The 22957-nt window shown below is 63.2% G+C and carries 17 protein-coding genes; 8 read left to right on the top strand and 9 right to left on the bottom strand.

What is annotated here, in order from left to right; all coding sequences use genetic code 11:
* Positions 1-48 precede the first annotated feature (48 nt).
* Positions 49-1572 (top strand): D-alanyl-D-alanine carboxypeptidase/D-alanyl-D-alanine-endopeptidase, encoded by a 1524-nt coding sequence (gene dacB, locus M5C56_RS21110; RefSeq protein WP_103496592.1) that lies wholly within the window; start codon positions 49-51, stop codon positions 1570-1572.
* A gap of 138 nt (positions 1573-1710) precedes the next feature.
* Here dacB and M5C56_RS21105 read toward each other — a convergent pair whose 3' ends face one another.
* Complete coding sequence (locus M5C56_RS21105; protein ID WP_103496594.1) at positions 1711-2586, bottom strand: AraC family transcriptional regulator; 876 nt, start codon at positions 2584-2586, stop codon at positions 1711-1713.
* 138 nt (positions 2587-2724) lie between these two features.
* On the opposite strand from M5C56_RS21105, the gene M5C56_RS21100 reads away from it, so the two are divergent.
* Positions 2725-3627, top strand: coding sequence for a DMT family transporter (locus tag M5C56_RS21100; protein ID WP_103496595.1), 903 nt, complete (start codon positions 2725-2727; stop codon positions 3625-3627).
* Between the two features lie 167 nt (positions 3628-3794).
* Positions 3795-10130: an NEL-type E3 ubiquitin ligase domain-containing protein gene (locus M5C56_RS21095; protein ID WP_103496596.1), complete on the top strand. Its 6336-nt coding sequence runs from the start codon at positions 3795-3797 to the stop codon at positions 10128-10130.
* A 17-nt stretch (positions 10131-10147) separates the two neighbouring features.
* Here M5C56_RS21095 and M5C56_RS21090 read toward each other — a convergent pair whose 3' ends face one another.
* Both M5C56_RS21090 and M5C56_RS21085 read right to left on the bottom strand, forming a co-directional pair.
* The gene (locus tag M5C56_RS21090) at positions 10148-11122 is read right to left on the bottom strand and encodes a D-glycerate dehydrogenase (protein WP_103496597.1); all 975 of its coding nucleotides are present in this window, start codon (positions 11120-11122) and stop codon (positions 10148-10150) included.
* 183 nt (positions 11123-11305) lie between these two features.
* Positions 11306-12262, bottom strand: coding sequence for a LysR family transcriptional regulator (locus M5C56_RS21085; protein WP_103498501.1), 957 nt, complete (start codon positions 12260-12262; stop codon positions 11306-11308).
* A 328-nt stretch (positions 12263-12590) separates the two neighbouring features.
* On the opposite strand from M5C56_RS21085, the gene M5C56_RS21080 reads away from it, so the two are divergent.
* Genes M5C56_RS21080 through M5C56_RS21065 form a run of 4 tightly spaced genes read left to right on the top strand, consistent with a single transcriptional unit; the run spans position 12591 to position 17348 of the window.
* Positions 12591-14102, top strand: coding sequence for an efflux transporter outer membrane subunit (locus M5C56_RS21080; RefSeq protein WP_103498500.1), 1512 nt, complete (start codon positions 12591-12593; stop codon positions 14100-14102).
* Positions 14103-14112: 10 nt separating this feature from the next.
* Complete coding sequence (locus M5C56_RS21075; protein WP_103498499.1) at positions 14113-16287, top strand: FUSC family protein; 2175 nt, start codon at positions 14113-14115, stop codon at positions 16285-16287.
* Positions 16277-16477: a DUF1656 domain-containing protein gene (locus M5C56_RS21070; protein ID WP_040064387.1), complete on the top strand. Its 201-nt coding sequence runs from the start codon at positions 16277-16279 to the stop codon at positions 16475-16477. The genes M5C56_RS21075 and M5C56_RS21070 overlap by 11 nt, the downstream gene beginning before the upstream one ends.
* Before the next feature lie 10 nt (positions 16478-16487).
* On the top strand, positions 16488-17348 hold the full coding sequence (locus M5C56_RS21065) for an HlyD family secretion protein (RefSeq protein ID WP_103498498.1): 861 nt from the start codon (positions 16488-16490) through the stop codon (positions 17346-17348).
* 55 nt (positions 17349-17403) lie between these two features.
* Here the strand turns inward: M5C56_RS21065 and M5C56_RS21060 are convergent, their stop codons facing one another.
* The 4 genes from M5C56_RS21060 to M5C56_RS21045 form a co-directional block, all read right to left on the bottom strand.
* Entirely contained in the window at positions 17404-18096 is a 693-nt protein-coding gene (locus M5C56_RS21060) for an RES family NAD+ phosphorylase (protein WP_103498497.1), read from the bottom strand.
* Positions 18090-18494, bottom strand: coding sequence for an antitoxin Xre-like helix-turn-helix domain-containing protein (locus tag M5C56_RS21055; RefSeq protein WP_103498496.1), 405 nt, complete (start codon positions 18492-18494; stop codon positions 18090-18092). Before M5C56_RS21055 ends, M5C56_RS21060 begins: the two co-directional genes overlap by 7 nt.
* A 135-nt stretch (positions 18495-18629) precedes the next feature.
* A complete protein-coding gene (locus M5C56_RS21050; protein WP_103498495.1) occupies positions 18630-19028 on the bottom strand; it encodes a DUF4440 domain-containing protein in 399 nt (132 codons plus the stop codon).
* The gene (locus M5C56_RS21045) at positions 19025-20245 is read right to left on the bottom strand and encodes an MFS transporter (protein ID WP_103498494.1); all 1221 of its coding nucleotides are present in this window, start codon (positions 20243-20245) and stop codon (positions 19025-19027) included. The genes M5C56_RS21050 and M5C56_RS21045 overlap by 4 nt, the downstream gene beginning before the upstream one ends.
* A gap of 109 nt (positions 20246-20354) precedes the next feature.
* Between M5C56_RS21045 and M5C56_RS21040 the strand changes: the two genes are divergently transcribed.
* A complete protein-coding gene (locus M5C56_RS21040) occupies positions 20355-21245 on the top strand; it encodes a LysR family transcriptional regulator (protein ID WP_103498493.1) in 891 nt (296 codons plus the stop codon).
* 7 nt (positions 21246-21252) lie between these two features.
* Here the strand turns inward: M5C56_RS21040 and M5C56_RS21035 are convergent, their stop codons facing one another.
* Positions 21253-22077: an SDR family oxidoreductase gene (locus M5C56_RS21035; protein ID WP_103498492.1), complete on the bottom strand. Its 825-nt coding sequence runs from the start codon at positions 22075-22077 to the stop codon at positions 21253-21255.
* Positions 22078-22086: 9 nt separating this feature from the next.
* On the bottom strand, positions 22087-22491 hold the full coding sequence (locus M5C56_RS21030) for a thioredoxin domain-containing protein (protein ID WP_103498502.1): 405 nt from the start codon (positions 22489-22491) through the stop codon (positions 22087-22089).
* Positions 22492-22957 lie beyond the last annotated feature (466 nt).

Raw genomic sequence — 22957 nt, 5'->3', positions numbered from 1 at the left:
CGCGGGTAGCGGCTATTGTGTGTTTATTGGTTGAGTTCGAGGCGGAAGATGAATTCGGTACAGGGTTTCATGGGCAAGGGCGTCGCGCTGGCGTTATGCGTACTGTTGGCGGCCTGTTCGAGCAAGGCACCGAAGGCTCCCGAGCCGGCCCGGACGGTGGTCCTGCAGGCGGCGCAGTTACCATTGCCGTTGCCACGCTCGGCTTTTTGCGCCGGGCTCGACAGTGTCCTGCGCGCCCCGGCGCTGCAAGGCGCGATGACCTCGCTGGTGATACGCGAGGCGAACACCGGCAAACTGGTGTGTGAATACAACCCGCAATTCCGCCTGATTCCGGCTTCCAGCCTGAAGTTGGTGACCACGGCGGCGGCGATGGAAATCCTCGGTGCCGATTATCGGTTTTCCACCACCCTGTTGAGCACCGGTGTGCAGCAGGGCAACGTGCTGAACGGCGACCTGTACCTGCGCGGCACGGGCGACCCGAGCATGCGCCAGGAAGACTACCAGGCCCTGGCGGCGGGGCTGGCGCGTAAAGGCATCACGCGGGTTCGCGGACGGCTGATCCTCGATGACACCGCCTTCGACCACGAACGGCTGGGGGTCGATTGGTCCGCCGATGACGAGCAACAGTATTTTGCGGCGCAGATTTCCGCGCTGAGCGTGTCGCCGAACGCGGACCTCGATGTCGGTTCGATCCTGGTGAATGTGCGTGCCGGTGGCGCCGCGCGCCAGCCAGTTCGGGTCAGCTTCACCCCGGCCAACCACTACATGAACGTGCTCAACCGGGCCACGACCGGCCGTGGCGGTCCGCTGGTGGTCAGTCGCGGCCATGGCGGCAACCTGTTGCGCATTGACGGCGCGTTGCCCAAGGGCGCGGAGCGCATTGCCCAGGTCAGCGTCTGGGAGCCGACCGGGCTGGTGGCCGATCTGTTCCGCAGCGCCCTGCTCCAGCAGGGGATCGCGGTGGAAGGCGGCAGCTTGCTGGGTGTCGCCACGCCGGCCGCGGCGCAGCCGCTGGTCGAGCACCAGTCGCCGGTCCTCGCGGAACTGATGCCGCCGCTGCTCAAATTGTCGAACAACAATATGGCGGAGATCCTGCTCAAGTCCATGGGCCGCAAGACCGCCCATGAGGGCACGGCGGCGGCGGGTGTGGCGGCGGTCAACGGGTTCCTGCAGGGACACGGGGTGGCGTCGGCGCAGTTGCTGCAGTTCGATGGTTCCGGTTTGTCACGGCGTAACCAGGTGTCGGCGCAGACCCTCAGCGATTTGCTGCTGGTGGCGCGCAGTCGCCCCTGGTTCCAGGCCTGGTATGCGGCGTTGCCGGTTGCCGGTAATTCCGAGCGGATGATCGGCGGCACCCTGCGCAAACGCCTGCATGGCACGGCGGCGGCGAACAACCTGCATGCCAAGACCGGCAGCATGGGCGGTGTGTCGTCGCTGGCCGGTTATGTCACCAGCCGTGATGGGCGGCTGCTGGTGTTCGCCATGCTGAGCAACAACTATCTGGTAGGTGGACGGCAGGTCAAGGCGGTGGAGGACCAGGTGGTGACGGCGTTGGCCAACAAGGCTGAGTGAAGAAACGGGATCTTGAAAACGCCGCATAACCTGTAGGAGCAGGGCTTGCCCGCGAAGCTTTTGGCGATCTCAGGGGCCTCTTCGCGGGCAAGCCCTGCTCCTACCGGAATGGGGTTGCCACAGGGGCGGTGTTCGGCTTTAGTGCGCGAAGGCTTGCCGGTACTCGCCGGGCGTTGCGCCCAGCACCTGGCGAAACCGATTGGCGAAATGACTGGCACTGGCAAACCCGCACGCCAGGGCAATCTCCCCAAGTGGCTGCCCGCTACCGCGCAACAGCAGCCGCGCCCGCTCCAGGCGCCGCGCCAGTACATATTGATGGGGCGGCAAGCCGAAGCTGGTACGAAACATCCGCGCAAAGTGGTATTCCGACAGCGCGCACAACCCGGCCAACTCACCCAGGCTCAACGGCTGGTCCAAGCGGCTGTCGATGCACTCCACCAACAGCCGTCGCTGATGCGCCGCCAAACCGCCTTTCAATCGCAAGCCCTGGCGCATCCCCACCTGATTGAGCAACGTATGGCCGAGCAACTCATGGGCCAGGCTGCTGCTGAGCAGGCGCTCTCCCGGTTCATCCCAGTCCAGGCTGATCAGTTGGCGAAAGCGCAGGGCCTGCTGCGGGTCATCCAGAAAAGTATGTTCCTGCAACTGCAGCTCACGGGGCTCACGGTCCAACAGCGTCACACAACCGAGCGCAAACTGTTCCGGGCTGAAATACAGGTGAGCCAGGCGAATACTGCCGTTGATCACCCAACCGGACTGATGTTCGGCGGGCAGGATACACAGCTTGTCCGGGCCGCCCTTGGTGTCCGGGCGGTCACGGCGAAAGGTCCCGGTACCGCCGGCAATGTAGCAGGACAGGGTGTGATGACCGGGCGCCTCGTAGTCCTGGGCGTCGTGGTGGTTGCTCCACAACGCCGCGGCCAAACCGTCACCGAGCTCCGCGCTGTGCTCCAGGCGCGAATGGGGCGAGCGGTTCAGGGCTTGAAAGACTTGTAGGGTATCCAGTGCGGGCATGGTCTGTTCTCCAACGCCTTGCATCCTACTCCGTCGCGTAATGCCCTGGCAGTCGCGGGCCGATAAAAGCGCAAGTTTTTGCAAGCGCGGGAGCGGCTTGTCCGCAGACACTGAAGCCTGTCTTCTGGAGTCTGCCGCATGAACCTGTTTCTCTACCTGCTGACCGTATTGATCTGGGGCACCACCTGGATCGCCCTGAAACTGCAACTGGGGGTGGTGGCGATTCCGGTTTCCATCGTCTATCGCTTCGGCCTGGCGGCGCTGGTGCTGTTCGTCCTGCTGCTGCTCAGTCGCCGCCTGCAACCGATGAACCGCCGCGGTCACCTGATCTGCCTGGCCCAGGGACTGTGCCTGTTCTGCCTGAACTTCATGTGTTTCCTCACCGCCAGCCAGTGGGTGCCCAGCGGCCTGGTGGCGGTGGTGTTTTCCACCGCGACCTTGTGGAATGCCCTCAATGCCCGGGTGTTCTTCAAGCAGAAGATTGCCCGCAATGTGCTGATGGGCGGCGCTCTTGGCCTGCTCGGACTCGGTTTGCTGTTCTGGCCGGAACTCTCCGGGCACACTGCCGGCCCGCACACCCTGCTGGGCCTGGGGTTGGCCTTGCTCGGCACGCTGTTTTTCTCGGCCGGCAACCTGTTGTCCAGCCTGCAGCAGAAGGCCGGGCTCAAGCCGCTGACCACCAACGCCTGGGGCATGCTCTACGGCGCGACGATGCTGGCGGTCTACTGCCTGGTCCAGGGCATCCCGTTCGCGATGGAATGGAACATCCGCTATATCGGCTCCTTGCTGTACCTGGTGATTCCGGGCTCGGTGATCGGCTTCACCGCCTACCTGACCCTGGTCGGGCGCATGGGGCCGGAGCGCGCGGCCTACTGCACGGTGCTGTTTCCGCTGGTGGCGCTGAATGTCTCGGCCTATGCCGAGGGGTATCACTGGAGCGCGCCGGCCCTGCTCGGGCTGGTGGCGGTGATGGCGGGCAACGTGCTGGTGTTCCGCAAGCCCGGGACGCCGTTGCGGCCGGCGTCGGCCAGGGTGGCATAAGGCACGGCAAAGCTATGTAGATCAGTTCCGGATCACTGGCTGGATTGACTGAGGCTTTCCACGGCGTATGAGGTCTACGGCGTGACGACACCTGTCGTATTTAGTTAGAACCGTTGCCCAGGGAGGGAGGGCTAGGCTGGGCTTTTCCAGCAATGAAAAGAGCAACCATGGACGCTTCCCACCCCCTTCCCGACCCCGCTGTCGAGCTTGAGACCCAATCGCTTATCGAGGAGCAGCAACGTTTTGTGCACTCGCGCAAGAGTTGGCGATTCGCGGATATCGGCAATCATCTGTTGTCCGTTTCCGCCGCGGCGATGGGGCCCCTGAACGAGGTCGAGCGGCTGACCTATGCCAGCGCGTTTCGCTACCTCGGCAAAATGACCGAGGCTGTCGAAGCCGAGAATCGCAAGCTCGGCAGCACCTTCGAGCAGGACGGGCTCAAGCGTTTGCGTGAAGCCTTGCGCGAAAGCACCGGGCGCGACCTGGACCCCCGCAAGATCTATATCCACACCCTGCACATGGAATTCAAGGAGAGCGGTTGGGTACCCGGCCAACGCAACAAGCGGGCCTACGACTCCAACGCACCGCTGGCCCATGTCTACAGTTTGTCGCTCTGGCAGGCGGCCTGCCTCAACTTCGGCTTCGGCGATCTGTTCAGCTCCAACCAGGTGCGTGCCAGCTGGATCAACGAGCGGCCCGGCCCCGGGTATCGATGGGGCTTCCCGCCCCATGAAATCAACCAGGTCAGCATGATGCCGATCCACGACTTCGTGAGCATCGCCCGCGACCTGGATTTCGGGCGCGATCTCAAGGCGCGCGTGGACAAGGCGCTGGGCGAGGGGGGCGTGCTGGGCCAGCACCTGGAGCAGATGGCCTGGGCCGAGATCCTGTTCCATCCCTACGAGGCCTATCGCAATGGCGCCGCCACCGGGGTCACCAACGCGCCCTTCACTGTCCTGCGCCATGCTTTATGGAGCGCGCCGGACAGCGTGACGGTGAATGCCGTATCGATCCGGCTCCCGGACAACGAAGTCGTGGCCATTCTGAAAAAGGTCAACCTCTCCTATCAACTGGGCAAGGCGCTTTTTGGCGAGAGCGACGTGATCTCCAGTTTTCTCGAACTGCCGTTGTTCACCTTCGAAATCGAGCGGTTCGACGGTGTTTTCAGTTACTACCCGAACCGCCTGGGCGGGGCGTTGCGTTATCACTGCGACAGGTCAACGTTCGAGACCGAGTTCAAGCAGCAGCTCAAGGACGACAATGGGCAAAAGCGCCTCAACTGGTTCCTGGCGCCGTTGAGTATCAAGCAGCAGGCCGTGGTGCGCGATATCGTCACCGAGCATCCACGCCCGGAAGGGCTGAACGCCGTGACCGGCGGGCTCTACGATGCCTTCCATTGGGCTTTTCCGGCGCCGCTGCTCGAAACACTCCAGTGGAAGTACCTGGAGCTGACGACCACGCCCGCGCAGGCATTGAGAGACTACTACCGACAACGTGACCAGCAGAACCTCAACGAACTGGCGGTCGAACGCTCGGTTCAGGATTGGCGCGCATTTATCGAAGGTGCCAGTGCGGTCCTCGATGAAGTGCTCGGCCTGTTGCTGTTGCCGGTGCCGGGCGGGCTGCGCGGCATGGGGCGGGTGGTGCAGATCGCCCTGTTCGGGAGCCTGGGCTACAACTTTATCCAGGGCCTGACGGAAGCGGCGAAAGGGCGTCCGGAGCAACTGGCCCAGTCGGTCATCGATATCGGCAATCTGTTGATCAGCGCGGGCCTTCATCGCAACGCGGTGAAGTGGTCGATACGCCGTCACCGCGAACTGCAGGGTTGCCTGGGCGCCGTGCACCGGGTCCAGGTGGCGGGCAAGCACACCCTCTGGGCCTCCCGGCTGGACCGTTATGTCAGTGTGAAAATCGGCCTGCTGCATGGCGAAGCGGTGCGGGCCTCCGGGGTGATCGAACGGGGCGGCAAGCCATACGGCGAATTTCTGGTCGAGGGCGAACGGCAGGCGTTCGAGCTGGCCCAGGACCCCGTCTCCGGGCAATACACCCTGGTGCATCCGGACCCCGACGTATTCCGCCCGGCGGTGAATTTCGACCCGGACCTGCAGCGTTGGCAACTGGCACTCGACAACCCCGGGCCGCCGACCCTGAGCCAACTGGGCGAGCGACTGCTGCCCGGCGGGCCCTTGACCGGCCAGGAGCTGACCCGCTTGAGCCGGATCAGCGGGAGCCGCTCGCATACCCTGCAGCGGGTCTGGGCGGGCGAGCCGGCGCCGGCCGCGCTGGTCGACACCATCAAGCGGCATAACACCGACCGCGCCCTGCGGGCCTTGAGCGCACCGTTGGTGTCGCGGCTGCCGTTGCCGGAGGAAGGTGATCGGGCACTGTTCTCGGCGCTGACGCAATTGCCGGAGTGGCCGGACGAGCTGGCCCTGAGTATTCATGACCAGGAGGGCGCGCTGCTGGAGGCCTACGGGAAAAAAGATACCCTGGCCGAACATGACCTGCATGTTTCGATACGCCGTCTGGCGGATGGTGGGTATGTGGATCACGCTGCGCCGGAGGCCATCGCCGATCACGATCTGGGGCCGGTGGGGTTGATTCTTGGGTTGTTGCCGAGCGATGCGGCGATAAGCCGGCCCGTTGCGCCCAACCAGGCGTTTTCGAGCAGGGCCGTTATCCTCAGGCGGCGGGTGGTTGATCTTGTCATTCGTGAAAGAGTCCACTTGTTCGAAGCCCTGAGCCGTTATCCGGGGCGGCTGAAGTCCGAGCGGTCGGAGTTGGCGCCGGGTCTGCGCAGGTTTCTTCCGGTGGCGAGCACGCCGCGACCGGCGTTGCTCGAACAGACCTTGACCTTGCATCCGGACCTGTCCCCCGCGCGGGTTGCCGAGTGGTGGCGCAGCCAGCCATTGTCGAGCGCCGAACGGGCCGGGTTCATGACCTCGGGCCTGTTGTCCGAAGGCCCTCGTCATGGGCTCGCGCAAGCAGCCAGAAGCCTGAGCCTGGAGCGGGCGCTCGATGGCATCTATCACCGCCGGGCCTGGAATGCGTCGACGGATGCCTGGGCCCGTGAAGGCATGGCGGCGCTGCTCGGGCAAAAACTCGGGATGACCCTGGAGATTACCGAGGTCCGGCCGGGGCAACCCGTGGCGTCGGTTGCCGCCGACCCGGCGGGCAAGCAGGTGCTGCTGCGCCATCACGGGCAGGGACGTTATGCGGTATTCGATACGCTCAGCCAGGATGAGCGCCCGGTCCCGGCGGGCGATGACAACTTCTACAAGGCGTTCAACCGCGCGTTGAACCGTGATGATCAGATCCGCCTGGGGATCAACGATGCGACAGCGGACAATGCCGGGCGATTGCGCCGCGACGCGGGGGACGCCCTGACGGACCGGCGCACCGAGGACGGTGATATACGGCCCTGGAACGATTCGGCGCTCGCCTACCGGCAACCCGTCGACCTGCCTGCCGAGCTGGAACCCGATTCGCTGGGGCTGTATCGCTGGCAGGACAAGACCTGGCTGCCCCTGGATGACGGGCTGTTCGAGGTCGACCGGCATCCGCTGTTCGACGACTGGGGCATCGAGCATCCGCGCTTGCCCGGAGCTTACCGGCTTGAGCTGGAGCACAACGGCGCCGGTGCCTGGTGGCATGAGCAGGAGCAGCCGCTGGAATGGGAAGGGCTGAAGCTGTTTCGGCGGCTGGGTGAGCGGGCGGCGGCGCAATCCGATGAGCTGGCGCGACAACTGATGGCGATCTGTGATGTCAGCGAGAACCAGTTGCGCAAGGTGCATGTGACCCGTTCGCGGGCACCGGGCCTGCTGATGGATACGTTGCAGCGGGTGGACAGTCATGTGCGGGTCGGCGACAGCCTCGATCGGCTGGGTAGCACCGGCCAGCTCGACAAGGTGCTGAGCCGGGCGCTCGAACAGTTGAACGATCAGGAGCGCCTCGCACTCTTCGGTGACAGCGAACGGGATGAAGCGAGCCGTGTGCAGGCGCTGGGTGAAAAAAACCGCGAGGACACCCAGGCACTCAAGAGCCTGCTGGGCAATGCGCTTGAGCGGGCCCGGGCGCCTGACAGCGATCCGTCGACCGCGCTGATTCGTCGGCTTTTCCCCAGCCTGCCGGAGCCGCTGGCCCGGGAGATCGTCGAGCAGGCCGATGACCCGCAGATCCGAGAGATGGAAACCGGCAAGCTGCCCCTGGCGCTGGGGCAAGAGGCGCGCTGGTGGATTCAGGATGTCCGGCTCGCTCGGGCGCTGGAAGGCTTTCAGGTCGACAGCTTGATCAATGGCGACAACGACCGGCTGGCCTTGCATCTGCTCGAACATCTGCCGGGATGGCCGGCCGACCTGCGTATCGAGATCCGCGAGACCTCGGCCTCGGGGACGCTGCTCGACAGCCTGGGCAGTGCCGATGCGTCCCAGCGGGCAGTGATCGTCAAGTCCGCCGAAGGCTACGCGCCTGCCGCCGGTCAGGGTCGTGGCCTGCGTCCGGTGAGTCGCAACCTGATTCCCTCGATAGTGGCCGCGTTGCCGGAGCCCGCGCGCAGGGCGCTGGTCCCCAGCGGGTTTGCCAGCCAGTTGCGGCGAGACCTGGCCGGTGCGGCGGTCGCTGACCGTGGGCGGGCGAAGCGCTTGTTGGGCATGCGCCCCGAGATCCCCGGTTTCGTGCCGCCCCGGCGTCTGGCCGACGGCCGGGTCGGCTATGAACTGAGTGGTGGTGAAGGGCGGCACAATCGGCAATTGAAGCGTTTCAGAGGCCTGTATTCGGGCTATTCCTATGCCGAAGCATCTCGACAGTTGGCGTTGCTGGGGGAGGATTTCGCCAGTCGTGACGGGGTGATCCGTCAACGGGTTCGGGAGCTGGACGCACTCCGAGGCGATCTCAAGCGCTGGCGCCAGACGAGGTATAACGCTGAATCACGGGCGCATTTGTATCAGTTCGCCAAACGCATCAAGCAGTGTTGGCGCCGGGAAACCTTGCGCGCCCCCGCGCAAAACAGTGGAGAAGCCGGTTACCTACTGAGCCTGGACCGCCTGGAGGTCAGTCGCTTTCCGTTGTTTCCCCGAGTGGCCGATTTTTCCCACGTCACGCGCTTGTCGATGCGCAGCATGAGGATCGAGGCGCCGGTGTTTCTCGACCAGTTCCTGCGTCAGTTCGTGTCGTTGCAGGAACTGGATCTGTCCCACAATCGGCTGTCCGATTTTCCTGTATTGGAAGGCTCGATGCGCGAGTTGCGCCGGCTCAAGCTGGCGCATAACCGCATTGCCTTTCCCCGGGGCGGTCATCGGCGCCTGGCCGGCATGAGCGAACTGGTCCAGCTGGACCTGAGTGACAATCCGTTGGGGTATCCACCCGATCTCGACGAGCTGCATTTGCTGAGAAAGCTGGATCTGCACAATACCCGGATAGAAACCTTGCCTGAGGGGATCGAGCAGCTGCGCCAACTGGTCTTTGCCGACTTGAGCAACAACCGCATTCGGGATATTTCGGGACGGGTCTTCACCGGGTTCGCGGCCGCCAGGGCCGAGAATGCTGAACCGGTAGCGGTGACGCTGACCAACAACCCGCTTTCAGGCAATACGCGGCGGCGCCTTCAATACTTCAAACTGAGTCATCCCTCTAGCCGTTTCGGTTTTGATGTGCCGGAAGTGGAGGGGCTCGATCTGTGGCTGGGGGGGCATTCGGAAGGCCTCGACGAGGCGCTTACGCAGGCCTGGCGGAGCTTGTCCGACGCCTCGGGGGAGGCGTTCCTGGGTTTTTTCAGGGAATTGGCCAAGCTTCCCGAGTTGTATCTGGAGAGCAAGGATGCGATTCGCGACGACCTGGTCAGGCATATGGAGTACCTCCTCTCTTTGGGCGCACAGGACCGGGAGTTGCGCACCCGGTTATTCGATATCGTTCACTACGGTGGGCTGGGGGACTCGACGGCCTTTGAGATTTTCCGGCAGATGGAGTTGGAGGCGTTTTATGCGTTCGCGCGCCGTCAGACCGAGGTGAGTGAGACGGAGCTGGGGGTCTTTGTTCTGGCCCGGGGAGAGTTCCGCTTTTTCACCTTGCACAATGAGGTGTACAGACAGAACGTCCAGTATCCGGAGGAGCGTTTTCGGGGGTACGTCTCCGAGCTCGGCGATCTGCACCTGCCGCCGCTGTTTCTTGACGACGTGGCGCCGAGGGCCGTTGATCCAAGGGCGGTCGAGTCCATGCGCCTGCTCGTCCTGCACGTCGAAACCGAACAAGGGCTGGATAATATATTGATGGGCAACCGTCACTGGCAGACGTTCCTGAAGAACAGCCATATCAGCGAGCACGACCGGCTCTTTGGCGAGTTCTTCGACTATGAACCGTTGGAAGGCGAGACCACGCAGGACTACAAGAACCGTGGCGAAGCGTTGCAGCGTGAGTACCTGAAGCGGCGTGAAAACTGGCTGCGAATCCTCACGCGCCAGGCCTTGCCCAGGCTTTTCCGGGTAGACCTCGACGCCCGGCAGGATTAGCCGGGCCCGGTGTTCGCTCAGCCTTTCCAGACCTGGGGATTGACCAGGTCGCGCGGGCGCTCGCCCAACAAGGCGCTGCGCAGGTTGGCCAGCGCCCGATTGGCCATGGCCTCGCGGGTTTCGTGGGTGGCGGAGCCGATATGCGGCAGGGTCACGGCGTTTTTCAGTTGGAACAACGGCGACTCGGCCAGGGGTTCCTTCTCGTAGACGTCCAGGCCGGCGCCGCGAAGGGTGCCGTTTTGCAGGGCCTGGATCAGTGCCGGTTCGTCCACCACCGGACCCCGGGAAATGTTCACCAGGATCGCGTCCGACTTCATCAGGCCCAGTTCGCGATGGCTGATCAGGTGACGGGTCTTGTCGCTCAGGGGCACCACCAGCACCACGAAGTCGGACTCGGCCAGTAGCGCGTCGAGGCTGCGGAACTGCGCGCCGAGTTGCTGTTCGAGTTCCGGCTTGCGGCTGTTGCCGCTGTAGAGGATCGGCATATTGAAACCGAGGTGACCACGGCGGGCCACGGCGGCGCCGATATTGCCCATGCCGACGATGCCCAGGGTCTTGCCGTGCACATCACCGCCGAACAGGGCCGGGCCGACACTGGCTTGCCATTGCCCGGCCTTGGTCCAGGCGTCCAGCTCAGCGACCCGGCGGGCGCTGCTCATCAGCAGGGCGAAGCCCAGGTCGGCGGTGCTTTCGGTGAGCACGTCGGGGGTGTTGGTGAGCATGATCCCGCGTTCGTTGAAGTAGGCCACGTCATAGTTGTCGTAGCCGACCGAGACGCTGGAGACCACTTCGAGCTTGGCGGCGTTTTCCAACTGGGCGCGCCCGAGCTTGCGACCGACGCCGATCAGGCCGTGGGCATGGGGCAGGGCTTCGTCAAACTGAGCGTTGAGATCACCGAGCTTGGGATCCGGGACGATCACTTCGAAGTCTTGGCGCAGGTGCTCGACCATGGCGGGGGTGACGCGGCTGAAGGCGAGTACGGTCTTTTTCATCGCAGGGCTCATCGAACGGCGGGAATGCCAAGCACGCTATCATTTTTCGTCGGATTTGTGCGGTGGATTCTGACTTTGTAGGAGCGAGCTTGCTCGCGATGGTGGTCCAGACACCGCGGGGTATCAGATGCCCCGCGTTATCGTTGACGCCCATCGCGAGCAAGCTCGCTCCTACAACAACATTCAGTTGGCGATACGCACGTTTTTCAACTCATACGCCGCCAACTCGGCCTGATGGCCCGCGAGGATTTCCGGCAATGTACTGCGCAAGTGCTCGACCCAGGTCTTGATCTTGGCATCCAGGTACTGGCGCGACGGATAGATCGCATACACATTCAGCTCCTGGGACCGATAGCTGGGCATCATCCGCACCAGGCTTCCATTGCGCAGCCCCTCGATCGCCGCATACACCGGCAACACCCCAACCCCCATGCCGCTGGTGATCGCCGCCTTCATCGCATCGGCGGAGTTGACCAGAAACGGCGAGGTCGCAATGTTCACCACTTCCTGACCATCCGGACCATCGAAGGCCCAGCGGTCCAGGGCGATCACCGGACTCACCAGGCGCAAACAGGCATGGTTGAGCAGGTCGCTGGGCCGCTGCGCGCAGCCGTTGGCTTTGACATAGGCCGGCGAGGCACAGACGATGCTGTAGGTGATCCCCAGGCGCTGCGAGACAAATCCCGAGTCCGGCAACTCGCCGGCGAGCACGATGGACACGTCATACCCCTCGTCCAGCAGGTCCGGCACGCGGTTGGCCAGGGTCAGGTCGAAGGTCACGTCCGGATGGGTCTTGCGATAACGGGCGATGGCATCGATCACGAAATGCTGGCCGACCCCGGTCATCGAGTGCACTTTCAACTGCCCGGCCGGGCGCGCATGGGCGTCGCTGGCCTCGGCTTCGGCTTCCTCGACATAGGCCAGGATCTGCGCGCAACGCAGCAGATAACGCTTGCCGGCCTCGGTCAGGGCGATACGCCGGGTGGTACGGTTGAGCAGGCGGGTTTGCAGGTGGGCCTCAAGAGCCGAGACCGCGCGCGAGACGTTGGCCGTCGTGGTGTCCAGTTGCACGGCGGCGGCGGTGAAACTGCCGGCTTCGGCCACGCAACTGAAGGCGCGCATATTTTGCAAAGTGTCCATGGAAGGCTCTCTGGGGTGACGGTAAATTGTGACACGAAGTAACAGGGTGATGGGCATACGACCAAGGGATTATCGCGTTAACGGTAACAAAGCTTCACAGAAAGGCCATCTTATCGTCTGACAGGCCACCCTCTAGAATTGCCCCGACCTGTGTGCACCCTCCAATCTCAAGAACACCTCATAACTGTAGGAGCAGGGCTTGCCCGCGAAGCTTTTGGCGGCCTCAAGTGCCCCTTCGCGGGCAAGCCCTGCTCCTACAGGACGGCGTTGTGACCAATCCCGTGCTCACAGAAAACCGCTTTTCTCCCCACCCCAGGAATTTGCAGCAGTGCCGCGTCGCATCAGCAGAGAGCTGAAGACTCTCAGTGTTTGGGCTTTATCCTTGGCTATCAGCGGCTGCATCGGCACCGGAGGTATTGCTCCACAGGGTCAGGCCCTGGCCGCCAATACCCTGCTGACCGACCAGGCGATCCAGGGCGCCGAGCGCGACGCGCACTGGCCGGCCGCGCAGTGGTGGAAAGCCTATGGCGACCGCCAACTCGACCAGTGGATCGACCGCGCCGTGCAGGGCAGCCCGAGCCTGGCCATGGCCGCCGCCCGCGTGCGCCAGGCCCGGGCCATGGCCGGGTTGGCCGAGTCCGCCGAGTCGCTGCAGATCAAGGGCGACGCCGCGCTCAAACGGCATAACTGGGCCAACGATCAGTTCTACGGCCCCGGTGAGTTGGCGAGCACCACCACCTGGGACAACAATGCCGGGCTGGGCCTGAGCTATTCCCTGGACCTTTGGGGTCGCGAAAGCAACGCCAGCGAACGGGCCGTGGACCTGGCCCATATGAGCGTCGCCGAAGCACGCCAGGCCCGGCTCGAATTGCAGAACAGCATCGTCCACGCCTATATCCAGCTGTCATTGCACTACGCCGAGCGCGATATCGTCGAAGCCACCCTCAAGCAGCAGATGCAGATTCTCGACCTGGCGCAAAAACGCCTGAACGGCGGCATCGGCACCCATTTCGAAGTCAGCCAGGCCGAGACACCGCTGCCGGAAACCCATCGCCAGCTCGATGCGCTGGACGAAGAGATCGCCCTGAGCCGCAACCAGCTGGCCGCCCTGGCTGGCGTCGGTCCAGGGGAGGGTGCGCAGCTGCAACGCCCGTCGCTGTCCCTGCACACCGCGTTGAAACTGCCCTCGGCACTGCCCGCGCAATTGCTCGGCCAGCGCCCGGACGTGGTCGCCAGTCGCTGGCAAGTGGCGGCCCAGGCCCGTGGCATCGATGTCGCCCACGCCGGCTTCTATCCCAACATCGACCTGGTCGGCAACCTCGGCTACATGGCCACCGGCGGCGGCCCGCTGGCGTTTCTCACCGGCAAGAAATTCAACTATGGCGTCGGCCCGGCGGTGTCCCTGCCGATCTTCGACGGCGGCCGCCTGCGCGCCGAACTGGGCGAAGCGGCGGCGGGTTATGACCTCGCCGTAGCGAAATACAACCAGACCCTGGTCAACGCCCTCAAGGGCATTTCCGACCAGTTGATCCGCCGCGAGTCCCTGGACAAGCAGCAGGTGTTCGCCGCCCAGTCCGTGGCCTCGGCGCAGAAAACCTACGACATCGCCATGGTCGCCTACCAACGCGGACTGACCGACTACCTCAATGTGCTCAACGCCCAGACCCTGCTGTTCCATCAGCAGCAGGTCGAACAGCAGGTCCAGGCGGCGCGCCTGAGTGCCCATGCCGAACTGGTCACCGAACTGGGTGGCGGATTGGGCGCGGGCAACGACGTACCGGCCGAGAACCGCACCGTGGCGAACAAACCTCCGGCCGTGCTGGCTGCCTTCGATCACTGAGAACCGCGTCATGACTCCCTTGCCCGCCCCGGTGCGCTGGCTGTACTCCCTGGAATGGCGTCGCGGCTTCTTTGACTGGGCCCGTAGCGACGGCGTGACCTGGATCTATATCTTCAAGGTCCTGGCCGCCGCCTTCCTCACTCTGTGGCTGGCGATGCGCCTGGAACTGCCGCAGCCGCGCACCGCGATGATCACCGTGTTTATCGTGATGCAGCCGCAGAGCGGCCATGTGTTTGCCAAGAGTTTCTACCGCTTCCTCGGCACCCTGGCCGGGTCGGCGGTGATGGTCGCGCTGATCGCCCTGTTCGCCCAGTACACCGAACTGTTTATCGGCGCGCTGGCGATCTGGGTCGGGCTTTGCTCGGCCGGCGCGCAACGCAACCGCAACTTCCGCGCCTACGGTTTTGTCCTGGCCGGCTACACCGCCGCGATGGTCGGCCTGCCGGCCCTGGCCCATCCGGAAGGGGCCTTTATGGCGGCGGTATGGCGGGTACTGGAAATCTCCCTGGGGATTGTCTGCTCGACCTGCGTCAGCGCCGCGATCCTGCCGCAGACCTCCAGTGCGGCCATGCGCAATGCGCTCTATCAACGCTTCGGCGTGTTTGCCGGATTTGTCAGCGCCGGCTTGCGCGGTCCCCATGCCAGCGCGGCGTTTGAAAGCGCCAATATCGGTTTTATCGCCCAGGCGGTGGGGCTTGAGGGCCTGCGCAGTGTCACGGTGTTCGAAGACCCGCACATGCGTCGACGCAATGGCCGCCTGAACCGCCTGAACAGCGAATTCATGACCCTGACCACCCGCTTCAACGCCCTGCACCAGTTGCTCGAACGCCTGCGCAGTCGGGATCGGACGCAGGTGCTGGCGGCCATCGAACCGGGTTTTCCGGGACTGGGCGAACTGCTCGACGATTTTGCCGGACGCGCCCTGACCGACGCCGATGCCCAGCGCCTGGCGAGCCGCCTGGCCGACTACAAACTGGGGTTGCCGGAGCAGGTACGCAGCCTGCGGGCGAGTTTCCTGCAAAGCGAACCGAGCGAAGCCGACCTGCTGGATTTCCACACCGCCTACGAACTGCTTTATCGCTTCGTCGAGGAACTGCACAGCTACGCCCTGACCCACGCCTCCCTGGCCGATCACCACCACGAACGCGAACAGTGGGACGAGCCTTATGTACCGAAAACCAACTGGCTGGCGGCCTCGGCCTCGGGGATTCGCGCTGCCTTCGTGCTGATCGTGCTCGGCAGCTACTGGGTGGCAACCGCCTGGCCGAGCGGGGCGACCATGACCCTGGTCGCCGCGGCCACGGTCGGCCTGGCGGCGGCCACGCCGAACCCCAAGCGCATGGCGTTCCAGATGGCCTGTGGCACCTTGCTCGGGGCGTTGATCGGTTTTGTCGAGATGTTCTTCGTCTTCCCCTACATCGACGGCTTTGCGCTGTTGTGCCTGACGCTCGCGCCGGTGATCGTGCTCGGCGCCTTCCTGGCCTCGCGTCCGGCGTACGCGGGCGTCGGCCTGGGTCTGCTGATCTTTTTCAGCATAGGTTCGGTGCCGGACAACCTGACGGTCTACAACCCCTATGCCTTTATCAACGACTACATCGGCATGGTCATTGGCATGCTGGTGTGCGCGGCGGCGGGGGCGATCATCCTGCCGCCCAACAGCCGCTGGCTATGGCGGCGGCTGGAGCAGGACCTGCGCGAACAGGTGGTGTTCGCCATCAGCGGCAAGCTCAAGGGCCTCGGCTCGACCTTCGAAAGCGGCACCCGCGACCTGCTGCACCAGGCCTATGGCCTGGCCGTCCGGCAGCCGAAAGTGCAGAGCCAACTGTTGCGCTGGATGTTCGTGGTGCTGGAAGTCGGCCACGCCATTATCGAGTTGCGCAAGGAACAGGCGATCCTGCCGGTGCACCCGGCCTATGCCGAATCGCAGCCGTGGCGCCAGTCGATCCGGGTCATGGGGCGGGCGCTGATGCGCCTGTTTATCCAGCCCAACGCGAGCAACCTGGAGCGCGCCCTGGTGGCGGTGGACCATGCTATCAGCCGGGTCCAGTCCACCGACGAGCCTTTTGCCCGGCACTTCGACACCTCGGCGCTGCGCCGGGTGCAGAGCTACCTGCACTTTATCCGCACCTCGTTGCTGGACCCGCAATCCCCGTTGGCCGACCTGAGACTCTCTCATGCCCCGTGAAATCGCTTTCCACGGCGTCTATATGCCGACCATGACCCTGATGTTCCTGATCGCGGCCGGGCTTGGTTGGGCGCTGGACCGCTTTATCGCCAGCCATGACCTGTACCGTTTTTTCTGGCATCCGGCGCTGTTGCGCCTGAGCCTGTTCTGCTGCTTGTTCGGCGCCTTGGCGCTCACTGTCTACCGTTGAGAACGACCTGATGAAAAAGCTATTCAGCCTGATCGCCACCTTGCTGGTCCTGGCCCTGGCGATCTGGATCGGCCGGGTCCTGTGGGTCCAGTACATGGAAACCCCCTGGACCCGCGATGGCCGGGTGCGCGCCGATATCATCAACGTCGCGGCGGACGTCACCGGTGAAGTGGTGGACGTGCCGGTGCGCGACAACCAGGTGGTGAAAAAGGGCGACCTGCTGATGCGCATCGACCCCGAGCACTACCGGATTGCGGTCAAGCAGGCGCAGTCGCTGGTGGACTCGCGCAAGGCCACCTGGGAGATGCGCAAGCTCAACGCCCACCGCCGCGCCGACCTGGACAACCTGGTGATCTCCAAGGAAAGCCGCGACGACGCCAGCAACACCGCCGACGCGGCCCTGGCCGACTATCAGCAGGCCCAGGCGCAGCTGGAGGCGGCGCAGTTGAACCTGGCGCGCACTGAAGTGCGGGCGGCGGTGGACGGTTACGTCACCAACCTCAATGTGCATCGTGGCGATTATGCGCGGATCGGCGAGGCGAAGATGGCGGTGGTCGATATGAACTCGTTCTGGGTGTATGGCTTCTTCGAAGAGACCAAGTTGCCGCATCTCCAGGTGGGTGATCCGGCGGATATGCAACTGATGAGCGGCCAGGTACTCAAGGGGCATGTGGAGAGTATCTCGCGGGGGATCTATGACCGTGACAATCCCGAGAGTCGTGAGCTGATTGCGGATGTGAACCCGACGTTCAACTGGGTGCGCCTGGCCCAGCGGGTGCCGGTGCGGATTCATATCGACGAGGTGCCGGACGGGGTGCTGTTGGCGGCGGGGATTACCTGCACGGTGATTGTCAAGCCGGCGGGGGCCTGACGATCGCCAAGAGCTTAAGGGGCTCCACAAACACCCGCTTCTCGCACCATCACGATCAGGCGCCGGTGATCTGGTTGACACCGGTGATTTTGCCGTTCCAGATCATTTCGTAATGAGCGGTTTGAATGATCGATAAGACCGGGCGTGGGGTCATCAGCGCCCAGCAGTGGTTGCCCGGATGGCGCACGGATCGGTAGCGCAGGCCGGGGCACCGTTCACTCTTGGCCGCCTTCCCCAATGCGTGGGAATGGGTGTAGTCATCCGGATCATAAATGGGGTCTGCCAGAGGGATGGACATGGCATCTTTCATTGCCGCGTCAGTGAACTGACAAGAAAGCCCCCGGAAAACAAAACGTTCGTAGTTGAGGCCCTGCACCTTCGACCAGTAATGGTTCTGGTGATGCCGCACCTCGGCCAGTGCCGTTTCCATCGTATCGGCCAGATACAGCACGCCAAAACTGCCATCGCTGAACCGCGACCCCGCCGGATTGACGTGAGTGAAGGGCGCCGTCGCGTACGCGCATCCGGGAATGCCGAAGGGGATCTCATCGCGTGAGATCAGTTCCAATCGACCCAGCTCATTCTGCAGCCTTGGATTGGTGAGGGCCTGAATCTGGTAAAGCACCTCGAACTCATCCGCGTCCGCCACGTCATCGAACAAGGCAATCGGTGGGAACTTGGAATTGACCAATCGGTAAGCTTGCAAGCGCTCACCGGGCAACGTCGGCAAATCGCCTGTTTTCACCATTGCGCGCCCCGCAGGGCGTCAATCCGCCGAAACGTTTCGTACAGCGAGATCATGTCGCCCTGCGCCATGATGTCCAGCGGGGCACGTCCGTTGAAAAACTCGTTAGCGTTCGCCATCGCCGGAAAACCATAGGCGTTCTCGGGATTATCGAAAATGCCGCGCAAGGCCGCGTGGATGTTCAAAACGAAGCTGATCCGTTGCATCTGGTCGGCATCCAGGGCAACGGACCACTCGGGATCACGTTGTTTGGCGCGGGTGTAGGTGCTGCGGGAAATACGCAAGATACGACAGGCCTGGTCACTCGAGGCCTGCCATTTTTCGAGTACGCCCACGGCGGCTCTCAGACCTGTCACGCCATGCGCTTTGGTCAGTCCTGGAGCAGGTGAGGTGACTGTCATGATCATATCCTTGAAGTATAATCTGTGGACTCAATAATATTAAAATTGAGTCTGTAGATTTTAATCCTACTCTTCCAAGGCTGACAGTGCCACAGGCTGCCTTATGACTGCCCCAAAAAAACATGTACTAATTTCTCAGGCCTGAGTGAAGGTCTCATGCAGATGCCGCCACAGCACCGGCCCATCCGACTGTTTCTCAAACACCGCCGTCGATAGCCGGTCTGTACGCGTGCCCGTGTCATCGGCCTGCCATTCGCGATAACGAACGATGGCGCCGGCTTCGTGCAACGCAAACACTTCAAGCTCGCCCAGGGTGATGGTGCAACCCGGTCGACGTCCGCCCGCACCGGCAAACAGCTCGCCCAATCCCGCCTTGTCCAATGGCCTGCCCGTCGGCGTGACCATTGAAAAGGCTTCCGAGAACCGCGCCAGCAGCGGCGCCAACGCGTCGTTCTCCAGGGCTCCGGCAAACCATTGCTCGATGACTTTATGGGCTTCGATCACTTCATTGAGGTACAGCGCTTTATCGCTCATGCAGGTTCTCCTTGTTTGGGGGTTAACAGTGCCAGCACCGTTGGCGTATCGAGACGAAAGACGGCGAACAGCGGCACCAGGGTCAACGCCGCGGCAATCAGAAAACAGCCGTGAAACCCGAACGGCGTGCTACCCAACTGATCCAGCAGTCCCATCAGCAGCGCCGCGCCGAGGCAGAAGCTCAGTTGCCGATTGATATTCCACACCGAGCTGGCGTGGCCCATGCGCGGTAACTCGACATCGAGAAACGCGCAGTTGTGCGCGGTACTGCTGCACAGGCTGCCGCCGAGGCCCATCAGCGCATAGGCGATGATCGGCAGCGGTCCGTGGGGATCAATGATCAATACCAACAACAGGATGCCCAGTGCCTGGGCGAACAGGCCCGCCAGCAACAAGGGCTTGGGGCCGAGTCGGTTGAAATGGCGCTTGCCGAACACAATCGCCACCCCCGAGGCCAGTGCCCAGGGCAGCATCAGGGCACCGGTCTGCGCCGCGCTCGCCCCCAGGCCACGCAGATAGAGAATTGCCACCAACTGGGTGCCGATAAACACCCCGGGGACGAACAGGTACACCAGCATCGCCAGGCGCAACAGCGGAATACGTGCCACCTGGGCTGCACTCCACAGGCCGCGATGGCTGAACCCTGGCCGCTGGGCCGGGCGCACGTCCGGCTTGAACCACAACCCGGTCAGCAGCAGAGGCAGCAGTGCCAGCGGGATATTGGCGTAGAAGATCCAGCGCCACGACGCATGGTCGACAATCAGCCCGCCCAGCGCCGGGGACAAGGCCGGGATCAGCAAGGCCACCAGCATCATCCGCGAGGTCAGTCCGGCGCGTTCGTTCACCGGATAGTTGCGGTAGGCCATGGCCTGTCCGACCGGGATCAGCAAACCGCCGCCCAGGCCCTGCACCAACCGCCAACCGATCAGCGCCTCGATGGAGCCGGCCTGGGCCACGCACCAGGAGGCCACGGCGAACAGCACCAGCGAGGCCGCGATCAAGCGTCGCTCGCCGACCAGCGCCGCCAGCCAGACACTCAGGGGAATGATCGCCGTCAGCCCGAGCATATAGGCGTTCCCGACCCAGGCCAGTTGCGTCACCGTGGCCCGCAGCTCATGGCCGATTTCCGGGTAGGCGACATTGGCGACAAACATGTTCACCAGGTCCAGGGAAAACCCCAGCAGATACACCAGGGCGATTTTCGAGCGATAGCTCATGACGGTCTCCATCGGATAAGGCGACAGGTTAGGTCGCCGGCAAGGCTTGGGAAACCGCGCATTGACTGCTAGTTTGTCAAAAATATTTTGACAATGGAGACCTTGACCCATGGTCAGCCTGGATCGTTTCGAGACCTTCAAGACCGTGGTAGAGGCCGGTTCGCTGACCGCCGCCGCCGAACGCCTGGGGCAGACCCGGGCCGTGGTCAGCTTTACCCTCAAGCGCCTGGAGGCCGAACTGGGGGTGACCCTGTTGACCCGCAACACCCGGCGCCTGGCCCTGACCGAGGCCGGCGAGCGCTTTTACGGGCGCTGTCTGAGCATGCTGGAACAGGCCCGGCTGGCGATCGACGAGGCGCGTTCGGAACATACGCAACTGCGCGGCACGCTGCGGATCACCACCACGGTCGAATATGCCCTGGCCAAGGTGGTTCCGGCGCTGGAGCTGTTCCGGCGGATTCACCCGGAGTTGAAGGTGCATCTGTCGACCTCCTCGACCCACGCCGACCTGATCTCGGAACGTTTCGACGTGGCGATCCGGCTCGGCCAGGTCTCGGATTCCAATCACCGGGCCACGCAGCTCGCCACGTTCAAGATCTTTGCCGTGGCCTCGCCGGAGTTTGTTGCCGGGCTACCCGGCGGCGAGTTGCACACCTTCGAGGACTTGCAACAGGTGCAGAGCCTGGTGCATCGGCGCCTGGGCGATCTGGGCCTGACCCATGTGAAGAGCGGCGAGCCGTTTTTCTTCCGGCCGGCGGCCGAGCAGTCACGGATTGTCGCGGACAATTCCTCGGTGCTGCGCGGTTTTGCCCTGGCGGGGCAGGGCGTGGCGATTTTGCCGGATTGGTTGGTGCGTGAGGATCTGGAGGCAGGGCGCCTGTGCAGCTTGTTGAACGGCTATCGCTTTGTCGAACAAGGGATTTATGCCCTGTACCCGGACACTCGGCATTTGCCGTTGAAGGTCCGGGTGTTTATCGACTTCATGAAAGAGCACGCCTGAGCGGTCGTTACAGCCGTACCCCCAAACCAAAGCGCTTCATCAACACCTTTTCCAGCAGCCCCTTGGGCAGCAACCAGGCCATCAACGGCAAGGCCCGGCTGCCATTGCCCAGGCGCAACAGCCGTGGTGGTCGGTCCTGCTGCACGGCCTTGAGCAAGTCGGCGGCCACGCTGGTGGCCGGGGTCGGATTGTTTTGCGAGGCATTGGCCCGCGCGCGAATCCCCTCGCGCAGCGGCCACCAGGGCGATTGCTCGCCAATCAACTGTTCAGCCTCATGCCCGGCATTCTTGGCAAAGCTGGTATCGATAGCCCCGGGCTGCACTTCCATCACCCGGATCCCGAACGGCGCCAACTCCATGCGCAAGGCATCGCTCAAGGCATGCACCGCCGCCTTCGAGGCGCAATAAGCCCCGGCGAACGGCGTCACCAGCACCCCGGACACGCTGCCGATATTCACCACCAGCCCTCGGCCGCGGCGCAACACCGGGAGCATCGCCCGGGTCACCCCGACAATGGAGAACACATTGGTTTCGAATTGCCGACGCATCGCTTCAACCCCGCCATCGAGCAGCGGTCCCATGGCGCCGTAACCGGCATTGTTGATCAGTACATCAAGGCCGCCGCACTCGGTGTTGAGCCGTTCGCCGAGTCGCTGCAGGGCATTGCCATCATTGACGTCCAACTGCACGGCGGTGAACCCGGCTGCCGCGAGCGCCGCCACATCATCGGCCCGACGCGCCGAAGCCCAGACCTGGTAACCCGCGTGCTTGAACACATCCGCCAACGCGCGGCCGATGCCGCTGGAACATCCGGTAATCAGGGCAACGGGCATGGCACTTCCTTAGTGGGCTTGTCGAGAGTCGAAGATCTCTGAGAATACCCCGTCCGAGACAAAAATGAGCGAATCGAGGCCCTTCTTTACCTCGTCCTTTTGCGTGCCATACATGTGTGTCTGGTTGCCATGACCATCCAGAAAAAACAGGGCCGGGAGGTACTCCAGTTTGATCTCCGGCTGGAACAGTTTGAAAATCGGGTAACTGATCTGATAGAACGCCACCCGATCCCGGTAGGGGCCCGCGGCCAGGGCCTCAAGCAAGGGCTTGAGCTTGTCGCACGGTGGACAGTTACGTCTATAGACCAGCACCACGGCGGGTCGGGGCCGGATCAATGGCACCTCCAGGCTGCCCAGCTCTGCCCTGAACGCTTGTCGAGTTTTTATCTCGATGACCGTGTTCGTCCCTTTCATGCTCGATGCCCTGCCGCCCTGTTTCGGTGTTGGGGAGTATTCAACGTCAAATGTGATCCAATGTAACCTGTCAGAAATGACGGGTGTCAAAGCGCCATCATTGCTGAGCGAGTCGGCTGAAAGAGTGTTACCGCAGGTGTACTTCCATAAAATCAAGGGGTTGTGGTCAGAAATCGGGGGGCTGCGTTGTAATGGATGGGTCGTTTTATGCTCGATCTTGGTCGTTAATAGTGAGTCATGGGGTCACGTTATCGCCTGGGCCGGCCGGCATATGCCCTGTTTGGCGCTTTCTTATTTCGTTAATCACTAAAAAACTGTCATTTCTGACAGTAGATGAGGCCCCCGGATTGCGCCCACATTAGCTCCCAGCAGATCTGCCTGGAGCCCGGCGATGGACCCACAAGAGAACTTCAGCATCACGCCGCCGTCGCTGCCCAAGGGCGGCGAAAGGGAATAGTCTTCGTGA

Origin of the sequence: Pseudomonas sp. MWU13-2862, assembly GCF_023242495.1 — a bacterium.
In the GTDB taxonomy this organism is placed as follows: domain Bacteria; phylum Pseudomonadota; class Gammaproteobacteria; order Pseudomonadales; family Pseudomonadaceae; genus Aquipseudomonas; species Aquipseudomonas gingeri_D.
Note: the sequence above shows the minus strand (reverse complement) of the source record. Positions and strands in the feature narration are given on the sequence as shown.

Excerpts from the sequence above, each read along its gene's own strand:
- dacB (WP_103496592.1), top strand. The coding sequence starts at position 49 with ATGAATTCGGTACAGGGTTTCATGGGCAAGGGCGTCGCGCTGGCGTTA.
- M5C56_RS21105 (WP_103496594.1), bottom strand. The coding sequence starts at position 2,586 with ATGCCCGCACTGGATACCCTACAAGTCTTTCAAGCCCTGAACCGCTCG.
- M5C56_RS21100 (WP_103496595.1), top strand. The coding sequence starts at position 2,725 with ATGAACCTGTTTCTCTACCTGCTGACCGTATTGATCTGGGGCACCACC.
- M5C56_RS21095 (WP_103496596.1), top strand. The coding sequence starts at position 3,795 with ATGGACGCTTCCCACCCCCTTCCCGACCCCGCTGTCGAGCTTGAGACC.
- M5C56_RS21090 (WP_103496597.1), bottom strand. The coding sequence starts at position 11,122 with ATGAAAAAGACCGTACTCGCCTTCAGCCGCGTCACCCCCGCCATGGTC.
- M5C56_RS21085 (WP_103498501.1), bottom strand. The coding sequence starts at position 12,262 with ATGGACACTTTGCAAAATATGCGCGCCTTCAGTTGCGTGGCCGAAGCC.
- M5C56_RS21075 (WP_103498499.1), top strand. The coding sequence starts at position 14,113 with ATGACTCCCTTGCCCGCCCCGGTGCGCTGGCTGTACTCCCTGGAATGG.
- M5C56_RS21070 (WP_040064387.1), top strand. The coding sequence starts at position 16,277 with ATGCCCCGTGAAATCGCTTTCCACGGCGTCTATATGCCGACCATGACC.
- M5C56_RS21065 (WP_103498498.1), top strand. The coding sequence starts at position 16,488 with ATGAAAAAGCTATTCAGCCTGATCGCCACCTTGCTGGTCCTGGCCCTG.
- M5C56_RS21060 (WP_103498497.1), bottom strand. The coding sequence starts at position 18,096 with ATGGTGAAAACAGGCGATTTGCCGACGTTGCCCGGTGAGCGCTTGCAA.
- M5C56_RS21055 (WP_103498496.1), bottom strand. The coding sequence starts at position 18,494 with ATGACAGTCACCTCACCTGCTCCAGGACTGACCAAAGCGCATGGCGTG.
- M5C56_RS21050 (WP_103498495.1), bottom strand. The coding sequence starts at position 19,028 with ATGAGCGATAAAGCGCTGTACCTCAATGAAGTGATCGAAGCCCATAAA.
- M5C56_RS21045 (WP_103498494.1), bottom strand. The coding sequence starts at position 20,245 with ATGAGCTATCGCTCGAAAATCGCCCTGGTGTATCTGCTGGGGTTTTCC.
- M5C56_RS21040 (WP_103498493.1), top strand. The coding sequence starts at position 20,355 with ATGGTCAGCCTGGATCGTTTCGAGACCTTCAAGACCGTGGTAGAGGCC.
- M5C56_RS21035 (WP_103498492.1), bottom strand. The coding sequence starts at position 22,077 with ATGCCCGTTGCCCTGATTACCGGATGTTCCAGCGGCATCGGCCGCGCG.
- M5C56_RS21030 (WP_103498502.1), bottom strand. The coding sequence starts at position 22,491 with ATGAAAGGGACGAACACGGTCATCGAGATAAAAACTCGACAAGCGTTC.